Annotated in this window: 12 protein-coding genes; 9 read left to right on the top strand and 3 right to left on the bottom strand. The window is 62.5% G+C overall.

The window, feature by feature from the left end; genetic code table 11:
• Positions 1–73: 73 nt before the first annotated feature.
• Together V7S63_RS26590 and V7S63_RS26585 are read left to right on the top strand one after the other, a co-directional pair.
• Entirely contained in the window at positions 74–1,363 is a 1,290-nt protein-coding gene (locus tag V7S63_RS26590; protein ID WP_336532514.1) for a sensor histidine kinase, read from the top strand.
• On the top strand, positions 1,363–2,532 hold the full coding sequence (locus V7S63_RS26585) for a sugar ABC transporter substrate-binding protein (RefSeq protein ID WP_336532513.1): 1,170 nt from the start codon (positions 1,363–1,365) through the stop codon (positions 2,530–2,532). Before V7S63_RS26590 ends, V7S63_RS26585 begins: the two co-directional genes overlap by 1 nt.
• Positions 2,533–2,935: 403 nt before the next feature.
• On the opposite strand, the gene V7S63_RS26580 is transcribed toward V7S63_RS26585, so the two are convergent.
• Complete coding sequence (locus V7S63_RS26580) at positions 2,936–3,802, bottom strand: LysR family transcriptional regulator (RefSeq protein WP_336532512.1); 867 nt, start codon at positions 3,800–3,802, stop codon at positions 2,936–2,938.
• Positions 3,803–3,965: 163 nt separating this feature from the next.
• On the opposite strand from V7S63_RS26580, the gene V7S63_RS26575 reads away from it, so the two are divergent.
• The 3 genes from V7S63_RS26575 to V7S63_RS26565 all read left to right on the top strand — a co-directional run bounded on the left by V7S63_RS26575 (position 3,966) and on the right by V7S63_RS26565 (position 6,976).
• Positions 3,966–4,862 (top strand): oxidoreductase, encoded by an 897-nt coding sequence (locus tag V7S63_RS26575; protein WP_336532511.1) that lies wholly within the window; start codon positions 3,966–3,968, stop codon positions 4,860–4,862.
• Positions 4,859–6,358, top strand: coding sequence for an MFS transporter (locus V7S63_RS26570; RefSeq protein ID WP_336532510.1), 1,500 nt, complete (start codon positions 4,859–4,861; stop codon positions 6,356–6,358). The genes V7S63_RS26575 and V7S63_RS26570 overlap by 4 nt, the downstream gene beginning before the upstream one ends.
• A gap of 144 nt (positions 6,359–6,502) precedes the next feature.
• Positions 6,503–6,976: a hypothetical protein gene (locus V7S63_RS26565; RefSeq protein ID WP_336532550.1), complete on the top strand. Its 474-nt coding sequence runs from the start codon at positions 6,503–6,505 to the stop codon at positions 6,974–6,976.
• 695 nt (positions 6,977–7,671) lie between these two features.
• Here the strand turns inward: V7S63_RS26565 and V7S63_RS26560 are convergent.
• Both V7S63_RS26560 and V7S63_RS26555 read right to left on the bottom strand, forming a co-directional pair.
• On the bottom strand, positions 7,672–7,959 hold the full coding sequence (locus tag V7S63_RS26560; protein WP_336532509.1) for a DUF6894 family protein: 288 nt from the start codon (positions 7,957–7,959) through the stop codon (positions 7,672–7,674).
• A gap of 212 nt (positions 7,960–8,171) precedes the next feature.
• Positions 8,172–8,738, bottom strand: a complete 567-nt coding sequence (locus V7S63_RS26555; RefSeq protein ID WP_336532508.1) for a peptidase S14 — start codon at positions 8,736–8,738, stop codon at positions 8,172–8,174.
• Between the two features lie 218 nt (positions 8,739–8,956).
• Between V7S63_RS26555 and V7S63_RS26550 the strand changes: the two genes are divergently transcribed.
• The 4 genes from V7S63_RS26550 (at position 8,957) to glgX (ending at position 15,152) form a co-directional block, all read left to right on the top strand.
• On the top strand, positions 8,957–9,211 hold the full coding sequence (locus V7S63_RS26550) for a hypothetical protein (RefSeq protein ID WP_336532507.1): 255 nt from the start codon (positions 8,957–8,959) through the stop codon (positions 9,209–9,211).
• A 214-nt stretch (positions 9,212–9,425) separates the two neighbouring features.
• Complete coding sequence (locus V7S63_RS26545) at positions 9,426–10,502, top strand: 5-(carboxyamino)imidazole ribonucleotide synthase (protein ID WP_336532549.1); 1,077 nt, start codon at positions 9,426–9,428, stop codon at positions 10,500–10,502.
• A gap of 202 nt (positions 10,503–10,704) precedes the next feature.
• Complete coding sequence (locus V7S63_RS26540; RefSeq protein ID WP_336532506.1) at positions 10,705–13,173, top strand: glycogen/starch/alpha-glucan phosphorylase; 2,469 nt, start codon at positions 10,705–10,707, stop codon at positions 13,171–13,173.
• A 32-nt stretch (positions 13,174–13,205) separates the two neighbouring features.
• Positions 13,206–15,152 carry a glycogen debranching protein GlgX gene (gene glgX, locus V7S63_RS26535; RefSeq protein ID WP_336532505.1) on the top strand — a complete coding sequence of 649 codons (1,947 nt, stop codon included), beginning with the start codon at positions 13,206–13,208 and terminating at the stop codon, positions 15,150–15,152.
• Positions 15,153–15,154: the final 2 nt, after the last annotated feature.

Here is a 15,154-nt window from a genome sequence, read left to right as displayed (position 1 = left end):
GCGCTAGGAACGAAGGCGCGCTGGAATGCCGATTTCACGACGATACCTCATCACCTCCACCTTAATCTTCCTGATGATCGGCGCCGTGGCCTTGCTGGGCCTCGTCGGCGCGACCGTGTGGTTGAGCCAGAGAGCGCAGGTCGACGCCGGAATGGTCGACGCGCAACGCTTGCTGCGCAACCGCGCCGTCAGCATCCGCGAAGCGCTTCTCGCAGCTGAATCGAGTCAGAGGGGCTACATCCTCACCAGCAACCAGATCTATCTGGCGCCATATGAGAACGCCAAGCTAGTCGCACAGGATGAAACCGCGCAGCTGACGCTGGACCTCGCCTCGAGCGCCCGCTTCCAGGCGATGCTGCCGCGGCTGAAACTGCTGGTCGAACAGCGGATCACCGAACTGGACAAGTCCGTGAGCGAAAGCGATGCGGGCGGTATCGCAAGCGCGGCTGCCACGATCAGCAACAATCAGGGCAAGGCCCTGATGGACGAAATACAGGTTTTCCTCTCGGCGATCGTGATCGAGGCGGAAGACAATCTGACCGACCGGCTTCGCACCCAGACGGCCAACATCTTCGCGCTGCGCGTCGGGACCGTTCTGGCGAGCCTCATGATCCTGGGCGTCATGGTCGGAGTCCTGATCACCTACACGCGCTACACGCGCGAGATTGTTCAGGCCCGCGACGACCTTTCCAAAGCCAATGCCAGCCTGGAAATCAGGGTTGCCGAGCGGACCGACGATCTCGTCCGCGCTCGCGACCGGGCAGAAGTGCTGCTGACCGAAGTCAACCACCGGGTCGCCAACAATCTGTCGTTCGTAAGCGCACTGATCCGCCTGCAGCGGCAGGCCATTCCGGACAAGGTGGCTAAGGAGGCTCTCGACGAGACGAGCGCCCGCATCCAGGCCGTCGCCGAAATCCACAAGCATCTCTACACGTCTGGAGACGTGACTTCGGTTGCGATGGACACTTATATGACCGCCTTGCTGGACCAGTTGGAGCAGACGCTGACGTCGGGCGGGTTCGGCGCAACGATAAAGCATGATATCGAGCCGGTCCGCGTTCCGACCAACGCCATCATCAGCCTGGGCATCGTTGTCACCGAATGGGTGACCAACGCGGTCAAGTACGCCTATGAGGGCCAGCCGGGCGAGGTTCGTGTGCTTGCTCGCAAGCAGGACCACAAGCTCCTCGTGGCAGTCCAGGACGATGGCATCGGCATGTCGGCGGGCACGCCAGCGCGCGGTACCGGTGTCGGCTCCAAGATCGTGACGACGATCGCGCGCTCGCTCAAGGCGGAAGTCGATTATTCGAACCGAAGTCCCGGTACGGAAGCCCGCCTCGTGATGTCACTCGAGCCGGCCTGATGAAATCGAAGCTGTGGATGAAGGAACGAGAGACCTCCATGAATGTGTCGCGCCGGACGGTGCTTGGAGCGATCGGGCTGGGTATGGCCCTCCCCTCCCGCAGCTGGGCGCAGGAGGCGCCGCGCGGGATCACAGCGCCGCGCGTCTTCGGAAGCTTCGATCGTAATGCGGCGCGCTGCGCGGCGCCTCCTGGATTGAGGAAGACTCTGGTCTTCGCTCAGGACAACAACCGAGAGTTCGTCCAGGGCGCGGCGCGGGGGATGGCCTTGGCAGCTCAGCAGCGGGGGCTCGCTTTCGAAATAGCGCTTGCCGACAACAACCCCGCGACGATGGTCGAGCATGTCCAGCGCGCAATCGCGGATCGCACCGGCGCACTCATTGCCGCTCCCATCGACGTTGCGACGCTGGCGCCGGTGGTCCGACGATTCATCGCCCAAGGGGGCTATGTCGGATCGATCGTACCACCCCCGGCAACGACGATCCTGAATGCGCCCCAACTGGCGACAGGCAAGGCGCTGGGCGACGCCGCTGCGGCCTACATTAAAACCAAGTTGGGCGGTGAGGCTCGCGTCGTGCTGCTGACGCACGATACCAACCAGTTTTTGGCGCAGCGCTTCGTGGCCATCCGCGCTTCGCTGAAAACAGTCCCCGGCGTGCGGATCATCGCCGATATTTCGCCCCGGACGGTCGACAAGGCCGGCGGCGAGGCAACGATGCGGACTGTTCTGCTGGCGCATTCGCGCATCGACGTCGTCCTCGGAGCGGATACCGTCGTTCTCGGTGCGCTCGCGGCTCTGCGCGAAGCCAGGCTTGCCCGTGACGATCAGTTCATTGGCGGGATCGATGGCGAGCCGGAAGCACTGGCCGAGATGCGCAAGGCTGGGCCGTACAAGGCGAGCATAAGCCTGGCGTCACCGATCTTCGGCTATGCGCTCGCGCAGCATGCGGCCGACTGGCTGGAGGGCAAATCCGTGCCGCAGGGCCTCGACATTCTCCCGACAGCCTTGACGCGGGAAAGTCTCTTAGGTTTCGAAGCCGATCTCGCAGATCCCGCTGCAGTCTATCAAGATCCCAGCCGGCGCGACGCCTATCTGCGTTCTTATGGTAACATCTGCTACGATTCCCGCAGCGAATTCGTCGATTTCGGTTGGTCGTCGGAAATGAAGTAAGCTGCGATGGGACCTATGAAATTTCCGTGGCCAGCGGCTGCGACGGCAGCGGATCGGCTGCGTTGATTATGTTCTCTAGTGCGGCGGCGATCTGAACACACGCGAAGGCTTGGGAACGATAACGCTGTTCGGCATGCCTTGCACCGCCCATTCGCTCGCGCTGTCACCAGTAACGTCAACGATCGGCAGTGTCTGGATGTTCAGGCGCGCATGCAGGCCCGTTCCGCCGAAATCTGGGTTGTGCTCGCGCGACAGCCTCTAAGGTCGAAGCTGACGTCGGCGTTGAGCGATGGGGCAATGGCCGGTATCAACGCAACGCGAATGGAATTACCCAGGACGCTCTGGATGAAAAACAGGTGCCCGTCAGTAGGTGCCGGGACGGTCGCAGTTTTCAAGGCAGCATTCACATTTGAAGTGGTGTCTTCGCAATATGATCGGTCACGACGTTGATGAAGGCCCGCAGCCGCTGAAGGCGCCGGATGTCCCGATGATATCCCATCCAGATGTCCCGTGAGGGTGGTTCTGCCGGCAGATCAAGCTTACGAAGACCCACTATCTGGCTTCCGACTACCTGTGGCAGGACGGCGATGCCAATGCCCTGGCGGCTCATCCGCCCCTGTACGTTGCGATTGTTCGACCGGAGAAGCGGCTTCGCGTTCGGAAAACTCTCGGTAAGCCAGGCAATATCAGGGAATTGGCCCGTCGACGTGTCGTGGGTGATGAGCCGGAAGCCGGCGCCATCGCCATAGACCGGCTCGGGTGAGCCTGCCGCGACGTAGACGCCATAGGGTAGACGGACCAGTCGTCGCTGCACGACGTCCGGACTGTCGAACGGGACGATCCGGAAAGCGATGTCAGCCTCGCGCTGCGCCAGGCTGAACAGGCGGGTGCCAGTGAGAATTTCCAGATCGACCTGCGGATAGACCTTTGCGTAATTGTCGATGATCGGCGGGAGGACGTAGGCGCCGAACCAGTCGGCCGACGATATGCGCAAGGTGCCGTGAAGGGCTTGCTCCTGTCCGGCGAGCCGCCGCTCGATGGCCAGAGCGCCGTCTTCCATCTGTTCCGCCAAGGCAATGACGGCGTTGCCTTCTTCCGTCGGAATAAAACCGTCGGCCGTTCTCTGAAAGAGTGTTTGGCCCGTAGCCTGTTCTAGAGCCCGAAGGCGGCGTCCGACCGTGGGATGGCTCAGATGAAGCGCGCGAGCGGCAGCACCCAGCGTGCCGGTACGAGCTATGGCCAGAAAGATCCTGACATCGCTCCACTCCATCGCTGCACCCACGAAACTGAACAGAGATCGTACGGTAATGTCAGTTCTCGCACAAATCCAACCACCTATCTTCCCCCCATCCCGCTGGAGACGAAAAGCGCGCCGGCCGCTCATGGCGGCGGGTTCACGCCGCGCCCCGACCTAGGCGCTGAAGGAGGACATGATGAAAACCTGGCTGATCACCGGATGCTCGTCGGGCTTGGGCCGGCAGCTTGCTGAGGCCGTAGCCGCGCGAGGTGATCGGCTCGTCGCCACCGCCCGTTCGACGGAAAGCCTAAAGTCTTTGGGCGGACGCTATCCCGAGACGGTACGCAGCATTTCGCTGGACGTCACGCGCGCCGGCGACGCCGCAAAGGCCGTGGATCTGGCCGAAAGCACGTTCGGCGGTCTCGACGTTCTCGTCAACAATGCCGGCTTCGGCTTTATCGGCGCGATCGAAGAGGGTGAGCCCGGCGAATACCGGCCGATGTTCGAGGTGAACCTCTTCGGCCTGATTGAGACGACCCGGGCCGCCCTGCCGGCGCTGCGCAAACGTGCCGGGGCCCGCATCGTCAATCTCTCTTCCGGTGCCGGGATTGCCGGCTCTGCCGGCTTCGGCTTCTACAATGCGAGCAAGTTTGCGGTGGAGGGGCTATCCGAAGCGCTCGCGCAAGAGCTTCGTCCGCTCGGCGTGCGCGTGCTCATCGTCGAGCCCGGTCCCTTCCGCACCGAATTCCTCGGGCGCTCGATGCTCACGGCGGCGCAGGAGATCGCTGCCTATGCCGAGACCGTGCCAGCGAGACGCCAATACCGGCAGACGAATAACGGCAGGCAGGCAGGCGACCCGGCGAAGGCCGTCGCCGTGATGCTGCGGGCCGTAGATGCGGAGCATCCGCCGCTGCACCTTCCAATCGGGCCGCGGGCTTACGCGGTAGCAGAGCAAAAGTTGGAGTCGTTCCGCGCCGACATCACCGCCTGGCGCGACATCTCCATCGCAACCGACTTCGACGCCCAGGACGAGGCGGCCTGGCTTGATCGGTGGCAGCAAAGCTCAGGCTCGAGAGCGGACATCCACTCATGAGTGCCCCGACATGTGAAGCTACAGCCCTCAACGTCGCCATGGTGCGAGACGGCGACGCCCAGCCCGAGCCGCGGCGCTGGACGATGTTCGTCATCCTGCTCGTCGGCGCGTTCCTGCCGCCGCTCGACTTCTTCATCGTCAATGTGGCGCTCCCCTCGATCCGGGGGGAATGGGGAGCCTCCTCCTCCGCCGAGCAGCTCGTCATTTCATCCTATGCCGCGCTCTATGCCGTGACGCTGACGACCGGTGGGCGGCTCGGCGATCTGTTCGGTCGCGGCCGTGTGTTCTTTCTCGGCCTGATCGGGTTTGCCGCCGCCTCGACGCTGTGCGGCCTCGCCTGGTCGCCCTGGGTGCTGGTCACCGGCCGCGCATTGCAGGGCGTAACTGCCGCCATGATTGCGCCCCAGGCGCTCGCTTCGGTGCAGGCGATTTTCCCGGAGAAGGAGAAGCCGCTCGCCCTTGGCATCTATGGTGCGATTTTCGGATTGGCTGCGGTGGTCGGGCAGGCTTTGGGCGGCGTCCTGATCGCGCTGGATTTCATGGGGCTGGGGTGGCGGGCAATCTTCCTGGTCAACTCGCCGATCGCGCTGCTGGTCCTCCTGTTCGGCATTCCTCTGCTGAAAGAGACGCGCGCGCGCGACGCACGCCGGCTGGATCTCGGCGGCACGGTGCTCTCGATGCTGACGCTCGGCGCGCTGCTCGTGCCGTTGATCGAGGGGCGCGAAGCTGGGTGGCCCCTCTGGTCCAGGCTGTCGCTCGTCGGCGTACCGCTGTTGGCGTGGCTGTTCTGGCGTCATGAGGCCCGGCTGGCACGAGCGGGCGGTGCCCCGTTGCTAGACCCGGTCGCCTTGCGGGAACCGGGACTGGGCCACGCGCTGCTGATCGCGCTGTTGTTTTATTCGATCGGCAGCTTTTTCCAGCTGCTCTCTGTCTATTTGCAGGAGGCGCTGCATATGACTGCGCTGCAGGCGGGCTTCATCTTCCTGCCGTTTGGCGCCGGATTCCTGCTCGGGCCGCTGTCGACGCCTTTTTTTCGACGGTACTGCGGCGCCTATGTCAATCCAATCGGCATGGGGCTTGAAGTCGCCGGGTTCCTGGGTCTCGCTGGGCTCATCATGGCGACAACGACTGGCACGCATCCCGATCCGATGCCGCTTGCCGCCCTCCTGTTCGTCATCGGTTTCGGGCAGGGGCTGGCGCTGCCGACCCTGATGCGGATGGTAACGGGCCGAGTCGCGCCAGCCCTATCCGGCATGATCGCCGGCATTGTCAGCTCGACTCTCCAAGTCAGTACGGCTCTCAGCGTCGCCGTGATCGGCGGGATCTTCTTCGAGGTGCTCGGCGCCCGGACAGATCCGGCCGCCATCGCGCAGGCGCTCATTGTAGCCATCCTTTGCATCGCCTTCTGTCTCGCAGGAAGCGTAGCTCTCAGCATCGCGCTCGTCCGGCAAGCGCAAGCGCCTCCTTTGCATGATGAGGTGCAGCGGCAGGTTTGAGAACCGTCCACAATGCATGCTCAGAGCCGGATGTCGGCAATGATCAAGGCCCCATTGGAGCCGAGAACCGCGGCTCCTCCACAACCGCGATGCCGGTCGATCGGGATCATCTATCGCATCAGATCGGAAAAACAGGACAACTTCATGTTTGGAATTTCGCCACTAGGCTGGGTGCATACGCTCGGCAGCTTGCCTGCCATTCCGCTCGCCATCTACATGTTTGCCCGACACGGCCGGATCGTGCCGCGATCTGTGCCCGGAGCCCTCTATTTCGCTTCAATGCTGATTGGCGCGACAACGGTGTTTCTGGTTGCACGTGAGCCAATAAGCTACGGCATCGGCGCGGCGACGATCCTTCTGCTGGTCGCTGGCTATAGCGTCGGGCACGTTTCGGGTTTCGGCCGTGGCGCCACATACCTTGAAACGATATTTCTGACCCTCACCGCATTTCTTCTCATGGTGCCAAGCGTCAGCGAGACGCTTCGACGCGTTCCGGACGGTCACCCCTTGGTGACCGATCCAAAGTCGCCGCTTCTGTTGGGCGCCTTGGCCGGCCTCTTTGTCATGCTCGTCGTCGGACTGACCGCTCAGATCGTCCAATTGCGCAGACAGAGCTGACACGGGACAGGCTCCTCGGCGGTAAGCCGCCTCGATTGCGATCGATTCCGTTTGGCTGAAGGCACCTCACGCCAGGAACTCACCGGTCCAGATTGTTTCCAGCTCGGTGTTAGCTCCACCATTCACCCAAGTTTGCACAGCGGGGGTGAGCCATCGGACTCAAAGGGTGCGAGTATTCTAAATTTCTCGAACACAAGACTGAGTAACGGGCCGCGGGAAGAATCCGCTCGACTGGTGGGTTAATGGCGCATCACTCGACCACGCAGTGCGACACCGGCTGCGTCGCTGCGTTCAGAATCGCTAGCGCCGCAGCGGCCGCCACCTTGAGGCCCTAACGCATAACAAACAACAATAGGCCGGGGGCGTCTTCAAACGCGTGCATCGGTCGTTACATGGGTCGGCAATGAAGGAGACGTTCTCCGGCACATCGCCGGCTCTCGGCTTGAGGCGCCCATAGGCGACGATGATCACGACGGGGTCAACGCTTACGGACCGCCGCATGCCGTCTATCGAACCCGGCGTGTTTACGGTGGTAAAGTTGGCTCGGCCGCCGTCGCGGTTCTCAAGCATCGCGACCTCCTCGGCGTCGCTCCGCGCCTCCAATACCTCATAACTCGCGTCTTTGACCTAGGAAATGGCGTGAAAAAAACAAGGATCGGTTTCTCCTCCACGACCAAGGCTACGGGCTTGCTCATTCACTCGCGGGGTCCGATCGGCGACTGTGCGGCAGCTTCATCGATCGGGTCCGCAACGCACCCTTTTCGACCCGTGAAGTCCATCTCGCCCCGAAAGACCGTGGCACCATCCATGTCATCGATCTCGACTGCCAAATGAGCCTTATCGGTTCCAGGCACCTTCTCCTTAGCCGCCTCTGCCATAGCCACTTGTGCGTCGTGGCAGGCAGCATCTGCATCGGCAAAGTCCATCAGCTCACCCTGGTCCGGCCCCTCGCCGACGTCCATGCGCACGTTGTAGGTAGGCATCTCGCTGCGTCCTCGATCCCGTTCCATTCTATCGAACGGCAAGAGGCAAGAGCAGTTCCTCGCCAGCTTGATTCTCTTTTCTAGCGAGAGGCCCCGCGCGAGCCCACGATGGGCCTTTGCGTCAGATCAGCCGTGGTTGAGGGCACTCGCCTTCAATCATCCCGGAGGAACACGCTAGAGAGCCCGGCGATCCCGCCAGCATGGAGGGAGCATTAGATCACGCCCTCGACGAGCCCCATCGAGACGGCGTCGTTCGCCTCGATGTACCAGTTCTCGGTTGCCTTCGGCAGCAACTCTTCCATCGTCACCGAAGAGCCAGAAATCAGGTTCTGGAAGCCTTCGTTCTGGATCTTCACCGAATGCTCGATCTCGTGAAGCTTCGCCTTCAGGCTGGCGACCACGGTGGTGAGCGGCCCGTCCAAGGTGACCTGTGCCGCGAGCTTGCGCTCATGGATCATCAGACGAGTGCCGCGGGTGAGGTAACGGTTCTGGCGAGCGAAGAAGCTCATGAAGGTTGCCCCTGCCGAATAGATTGCCGCCTTCCCGAGGAAGACGAGTCTGCGCTCCGGTGACATCTCGCTGTTGAAACGGATGTCCTCGCCCATCATGCGTGCGACCTCGGGATCGCCGCCGAGGGTGCTGAGCTCGATCACGACCAGGCCGGAAGAAGGGGCCGCCATCAGCCTGTCCCTGAAGAATGCGTACATCGAATAGTCCACTGCGCCAGCCAGGAGGACGGCGGGGTTGGCGAAATCCGCGCTGACGAGCGGACGAAGCATGGTTTGGTTTTGGTCGGTGGTCATGGAAGCCCCTGCTGCGGAATGCTGCGCTGCAACGGGCGAGCATCGAGCGTGTTCCGCAGGTGAAACAATTTGAGCAGTTGACCAAGTTCTAGGCGCGCGTCGAATGGGAGTACGCCTGCGATCGCCCGCCATTTCTCTGCATCGCTCTGCGTGTCGTCCCAGAGCTGGCAGCGGGTGCGCCCACAGGAAGCAAGATGAGCAAGCAACTCGCCAACCAACGGATTGCAATTGAAGCGCGGATCCCTCGTAGCGTCTCGCACAATGATGAAATCGGCGTCCAGCATGACCTTGGCGCAGAAGTGCAGGCAACTCGGCTGGCAAGCACGATAGGATTTACAAAGCGGGGCGGCCAGATCCGCGATCTCCTCGAAATCTCGCTCCAGCGGGTCTCGCTATCGCATGATTTCTTGTTCCGGTCGCAATACGCAGCTTCATTGATCGCCTTATAGGGATGACGATCGCGAAACCGGAACATCTGGTCTACGTCCGTAAGCAGGGTGGCTTTTCGTTGGACCAGTCCGTACACCAAGCGGTGGGCTTCATACTGGTTTGCCTGGCGCAACCGCGGAGCGTTAGCTACACGCTGTTCGGGTCAGCCTGGAGCAGATGCGAAGGCTGAATCATCCGAGCCAGTCAGTCACGCAGGAGCTTGCAGTGAAGTCGATGCCGAATGTCTTTGGTCCTGGAAGCAGGTTAGGCATCGTGGGTGGCGGTCAATTGGCGCGCATGATCGCGCTTTCAGCCGCCGAGCTTGCAATCTCCAGCCACATTTTTACGCCGGAACCGCACTGCCCCGCGGGCGACGTTGCAGCTCAGGTTACGCAGGCCGAGTACGATGACGAGGTCGCTCTCGCGGCGTTCGCAGACAGCGTCGACATCATCACCTATGAATTCGAGAATGTTCCTGCCAAGACAGCAGCGTTACTGGCAAGTCGACGTCCGCTCCATCCGAATTCCGATGCGTTGGAAACCACCCAGGATCGCCTGCTGGAGAAAGAATTCATTGCTGGCCTGAATTTGCCGGTTGCCTCCTTCCACGCCATCGACACCATAGAAGATCTCTCGCACGGCGTTCAAATTTTAGGTTCGCCTTGCATTTTGAAGACCAGACGTTTTGGCTACGACGGCAAGGGCCAAATCAAGATCGAGGCCAACGACGGTCTTAATCGAGCCTTTGACGAAATGTCTGGGGCTCCCGCGATTCTGGAAGCCTATATTCCATTTACTCGCGAAATCTCGGTTGTGGCCGCGCGCAACGCTGTAGGAGAGTTCTGCGCATTCGATATCTGCGAGAATGTACATCGCGACCACATCCTACAGTTCACGTATGTACCTGCGAATATTCAGAATAAAACAGCAGAGATCGCGATTTCTGCTGCGAGGAAAATTGCCGACGCCTTGCAATATGTTGGTGTCATTGCAGTCGAAATGTTCGTTACCAGCGACGGTTCCGGTGAACGTATCATCATCAACGAGATCGCGCCGCGCGTCCACAATTCGGCTCATTGGACGATCGACGGAGCGAACACATCTCAATTCCAGCAGCATGTGCGGGCCATTTGCGGTCTGCCGCTAGGATCCGTCGCGCGGCGAGGAACCATCGAAATGGAGAACATTGTCGGCGATGCGACCGAGCGCTGGCTCGATTTTCTTGGAGAACCGAACACGCATTTGCACCTCTATGGCAAACGCGAAACCCGCCCTGGGAGGAAAATGGGTCATGTCACGCGGGTGCGATAATCGTTTACTGTCGAGGCGCGGCCGATGCGCAGCGTCGACACAATCACGGAGATCGCCCGTCGGGCATTCCGGCACACGTCAGTCCAAATGCCCTTAGCTGGGCAACACGCACCCTTGGCGATCGCATCCTCATCTCCTAGACTCACGCCCGGCAACCAGCGCCATTGGCCGACACCTTCTCCAAGGCAGAGGAACATCGCGGTTGAACGATCTATCCGACAAGCGGACCGCAGCCGTCCATTTCGAGCCGGACGATCAAGTCGATCGTTTGAAGTCCGAAATCCTGCGCAAACTCACGTATTCGCTAGGCAAGACTCCCGCCGCCGCCCAAGCACATGACTGGCTGACCGCAGGGATCCTGGCGACCCGCGACCATGCGATCGATGTCTGGCAGGCAAGCACGAGGGAGAGCTACGCCACAGGCCGCAAGCGAGTCTACTACCTCTCGCTCGAGTTCTTAATCGGCCGCTCGCTGGCCGACACGCTCAACAATCTCGGGCTGACCGAGCCCATGACGCGGGCCATGCGTGAGCTCGGCGTCGACTTGCCGGAGATCGAGACCATTGAACCCGATGCTGCTCTCGGCAACGGAGGCCTCGGCCGTCTGGCCGCCTGCTATATGGAGGCGATGGCCTCCACCGGCGTCCCGGCGCTCGGCTACGGAATTCGCTACGATCATGGCCTGTTCAAGCAGGGCATCGAGAACGGCCGGCAGATCGAGCGGCCGGAGGACTGGCTGTCATTCCGCAATCCCTGGGAGTTCGAGCGGCGCGAGGCGTCCTATCGAATCGGCTTCGGCGGTTCGGTCCCGGCGAGCGGGCCAGATCAGGTTATCTGGACACCTGAGGAAACGGTGTTTGCGGTCGCGTACGACACCCCGGTTGTAGGTTGGCGCGGCCGCGATTCGACAACGCTGCGGCTATGGCGCGCCCGCGCCGTGCATCCGCTCTCCCTCGACGCTTTCAACAAGGGCGATCTTGTCGGCGCCGTCGCAGAGCGCAATCGCGCCGAAGCGATCTCGAAAGTCCTTTACCCCAACGACTCGACGCCGGCCGGGCAGGAATTGCGCCTCCGGCAGGAGTTCTTCTTCACCTCGGCCTCGCTGCAGGACCTGGTCCATCGTCACCATCGGCAGTTCGGCAGCCTCGAAAATCTGCCCGAGAAGGCGGCGATCCAACTCAACGATACGCACCCCTCGCTCGCTGTCGCGGAGCTTATGCGGCTCCTTCTCGACGAGCATAAGTTCAATTGGGAGAAAGCCTGGGAGATCACCAATGCGACGATCTCCTACACCAACCACACCCTGCTGCCGGAAGCGCTGGAGACCTGGCCGGTCGCGTTGGTCGAGCGCCTGCTGCCGCGGCATATGCAGATCATCTTCGGCATCAATGCGCGCTTCCTCGACGCGGTGCGCCGCCGTTCGCCCGACGCCGACCTGGCGAGCCTGTCGCTGATCGACGAACATCACGGCCGACGCGTGCGCATGGCGCATCTCGCCTTCGTCGGCTCCCACACGGTCAACGGCGTCTCGGCCCTTCACTCCAACCTGATGAAGGAGACGGTGTTCGCCCAATTGCACCGCACCTTCCCGGAGCGGATCACGAACGTCACCAATGGCATCACGCCGCGGCGCTGGCTGCTCAACGCCAATCCCGGCCTGTCGCGATTGCTGCAGCTCATCTGCGGCGACAAGGTTGCGGATGACATCGGCCTGATCCGGCAGTTCGGCGCTCATGCCGACGATGGCGCGATTCACGAGCGGCTCGCCGCCATCCGCCGCGACAACAAGCTCAGGCTGGCCAAGATTATCCGACAGGACTGCGGCGTCGTCGTCGATCCTCAGGCGCTCTTCGATGTGCAGATCAAGCGCATCCACGAGTACAAGCGCCAGCTGCTCAACATCCTCGAGACGATCGCGCTCTACAACGCCATCCGGGCCGAGCCCTATCGCGACTGGCCCCCGCGTGTGAAGGTCTTCGCCGGCAAGGCCGCCTCGAACTACACCACCGCCAAATCGATCATCAACCTCATCAACGACGTCGCCGCCGTGGTGAACAATGACATCACCACGCGTGACCGGCTCAAGGTCGTGTTCCTGCCGAACTACAATGTCAGCCTCGCCGAGCTGATCATCCCGGCAGCCGATCTCTCCGAACAGATCTCCACCGCCGGTATGGAGGCTTCCGGTACCGGCAACATGAAGTTCGCACTGAACGGCGCGGTCACGATCGGAACCCTCGACGGTGCCAACATCGAGATCGGCGAGCGCGTCGGCGCCGATAATATCGTGATCTTCGGCATGACCGCGGACGAGGTCGAGATAGCCAAGCGCAATCCGCGACCGAGCGCCGAAATCATTCGCGCAACGCCACATCTTGAAGGTGTCCTCGACGCTGTCGCCGGCGGCGCCTATTCGCCGGGCGAGCGTGACCGCTATGCCGATCTTGTCGAAGGTCTGCGCCTGAACGACTGGTTCATGGTGCTGCGCGATTTCGAGAGCTATCACCAGGCGCAGCGACGGGTCGATGCGCTCTGGGCCGATCCCGCGCGATGGTGGCATATGTCGGTCGCCAATACGGCCCATTGCGCCTGGTTCAGCGCGGACCGGGCAATCGGCGAATACGCCGAGCGCATCTGGCACGTGCCGTTCGGCCAGCCGACGCAGGCCTGACCCTTGCGCCCGCGCGATCTGGCGATGCAGCGGTGACGGCAGAGCTGATCCACTGCCGGCTACCGCCGCAGCTCGGGGCGACCGCGACGGCAGATGGGGTCGCCTTTGCCGTGTTCTCGCAAAATGGCGAGCGCGTGCTGGTTTCGCTCTTCGACGACAGCGGCGAGGTCGAGACCGCGCGATTGCCGCTGCCCTGCCGCAGCGGTGACCTCCATCACGGTCTGCTTCCTGGCGCCGGCCCCGGCCTACGCTATGGCTTGCGGGCCGAAGGGCCGTGGCAGCCGCATCGCGGCCATCGCTTCGATCCGGCGAAGCTGCTGGTCGATCCCTACGCCAGGGCAATCGACCGACCATTCCACTGGGACTCGCGGCTCGCGCAGCATGGCGAGGAGACGGCCGATTTCGTGCCGCGCTGCATCGTTGTTGCGCAGAACGCACCGCTCTTCGTCGAGTCGGCACAGCCGAGCTTCATCTACGAGATCGCTGCGAAGGCGTTCAGCATGCGCCACCCGGCGGTACCGGAGACGCTACGCGGAACGCTCGCCGCGCTGAGCGAACCTCGCATCATCGATCATCTGCGCCGTCTCGGCGTCAGCCATGTCGAGCTCATGCCGATCGCGGCATGGATGGACGAGCGCCATCTGCCGCCAATGGGGCTGCGCAATGGCTGGGGCTACAACCCCGTCAACTTCTTCGCGCTCGATCCGCGGCTCGCTCCGGGCGGGGTTGATGACCTGCGCAAGCTCTGCACCGCCTATGCGCAGGCTGGCATCGGCGTCCTCCTTGACATCGTCCTGAACCACACTGCCGAGAGTGACGAACTGGGCGCGACGATCTCGCTGCGCGGCCTCGACAATGCCGTCTATTATCGCCATGCGCAGGACGATCCCGGACGTCTCGTCAACGACACTGGCTGCGGCCATACGCTGGCGCTCGATCGTGCGCCGGTGGTGCGGCTGGCGATGGATGCCCTTCGGTGCTGGCTGAGCCTGGGCGTCGCCGGGTTCCGGTTCGATCTGGCGACGGTGATGGGCAGGACGGCGGCCGGCTTTACGCCTGACGCGCCGCTCCTTGCGGCGATCCTGCAGGATCCGGCGCTCTCGCAAGCCGTTTTGATCGCGGAACCCTGGGATATTGGTCCGGGCGGCTACCGGCTCGGCGAATTCCCTTTTCCTTTCGCCGAATGGAACGGGCGTTTCCGCGACGACGTCCGCCGCTTCTGGCGCGGCGATGCCGGCATGGCCGGCGCGCTCGCGACGCGGCTTTTCGGCTCGTCCGACCTGTTCGCTGCGCAGCATCGGGGGCCTCATGCCAGCATCAACTTCGTCGCGGCCCATGACGGCTTCACGCTCGGCGACCTCGTCAGCTACGCCGCCAAGCACAACGAGGCCAATGGCGAGAGCAATCGCGACGGCGACAACGACAGCCACAGCTGGAACAACGGCCTGGAAGGCCGGACGGACGAGCCGGAGGTCACAGCGCATCGCGCCCGCGATGTCCGAGCCCTGCTCGCAACGCTGTTCGCGTCACGCGGAATCCCGATGCTGACTGCCGGTGATGAGCTCGGTCGCACGCAGCACGGCAACAACAATGCCTATGCCCAGGACAACGAGACGACTTGGATCGACTGGGCCAATGCCGACGAAAGCCTGATCGCCTTCACCGCTGATCTCTCACGCCTTCGCCGAGAATTGCCTTTGCTGTCACGTAACGGATTTCTCAGTGGCGCCGGCGATCCGCCCGATGCGCGATGGCTGAAGCCGGACGGTTCGCCCATAGCGGACGAGGACTGGCGAAGCCTGGACCTAGTCTGCCTGCTGCTCCGCGATCGGGCGGACGACGTGCTCGTCGCGATCAACCGGAGCCGGGTCGGCGCGCGCCTCGCGCAGGCCGAGCAAGGTTGGGTCCGGCTGCTGTGCTCGGCGGACGCAGCCGAGGATCTGCCGGCGCGCAGCGTAAGCATTTGGCGGCCCGGCTGACG

Source organism: Allobosea sp. CCNWLY174 (assembly GCF_037120455.1).
Taxonomy (GTDB): Bacteria; Pseudomonadota; Alphaproteobacteria; order Rhizobiales; family Beijerinckiaceae; genus Allobosea; species Allobosea lupini.
The sequence above is the reverse complement of the archived record's forward strand: the minus strand, read 5'-3'. Positions and strand labels throughout refer to the sequence as shown.

Bases quoted from the DNA above. Each gene is read 5' to 3' on its own strand.
- V7S63_RS26590 (WP_336532514.1), top strand. From the start codon at position 74: ATGATCGGCGCCGTGGCCTTGCTGGGCCTCGTCGGCGCGACCGTGTGG.
- V7S63_RS26585 (WP_336532513.1), top strand. From the start codon at position 1,363: ATGAAATCGAAGCTGTGGATGAAGGAACGAGAGACCTCCATGAATGTG.
- V7S63_RS26580 (WP_336532512.1), bottom strand. From the start codon at position 3,802: ATGGAGTGGAGCGATGTCAGGATCTTTCTGGCCATAGCTCGTACCGGC.
- V7S63_RS26575 (WP_336532511.1), top strand. From the start codon at position 3,966: ATGAAAACCTGGCTGATCACCGGATGCTCGTCGGGCTTGGGCCGGCAG.
- V7S63_RS26570 (WP_336532510.1), top strand. From the start codon at position 4,859: ATGAGTGCCCCGACATGTGAAGCTACAGCCCTCAACGTCGCCATGGTG.
- V7S63_RS26565 (WP_336532550.1), top strand. From the start codon at position 6,503: ATGTTTGGAATTTCGCCACTAGGCTGGGTGCATACGCTCGGCAGCTTG.
- V7S63_RS26560 (WP_336532509.1), bottom strand. From the start codon at position 7,959: ATGCCTACCTACAACGTGCGCATGGACGTCGGCGAGGGGCCGGACCAG.
- V7S63_RS26555 (WP_336532508.1), bottom strand. From the start codon at position 8,738: ATGCTTCGTCCGCTCGTCAGCGCGGATTTCGCCAACCCCGCCGTCCTC.
- V7S63_RS26550 (WP_336532507.1), top strand. From the start codon at position 8,957: ATGAGCAAGCAACTCGCCAACCAACGGATTGCAATTGAAGCGCGGATC.
- V7S63_RS26545 (WP_336532549.1), top strand. From the start codon at position 9,426: ATGCCGAATGTCTTTGGTCCTGGAAGCAGGTTAGGCATCGTGGGTGGC.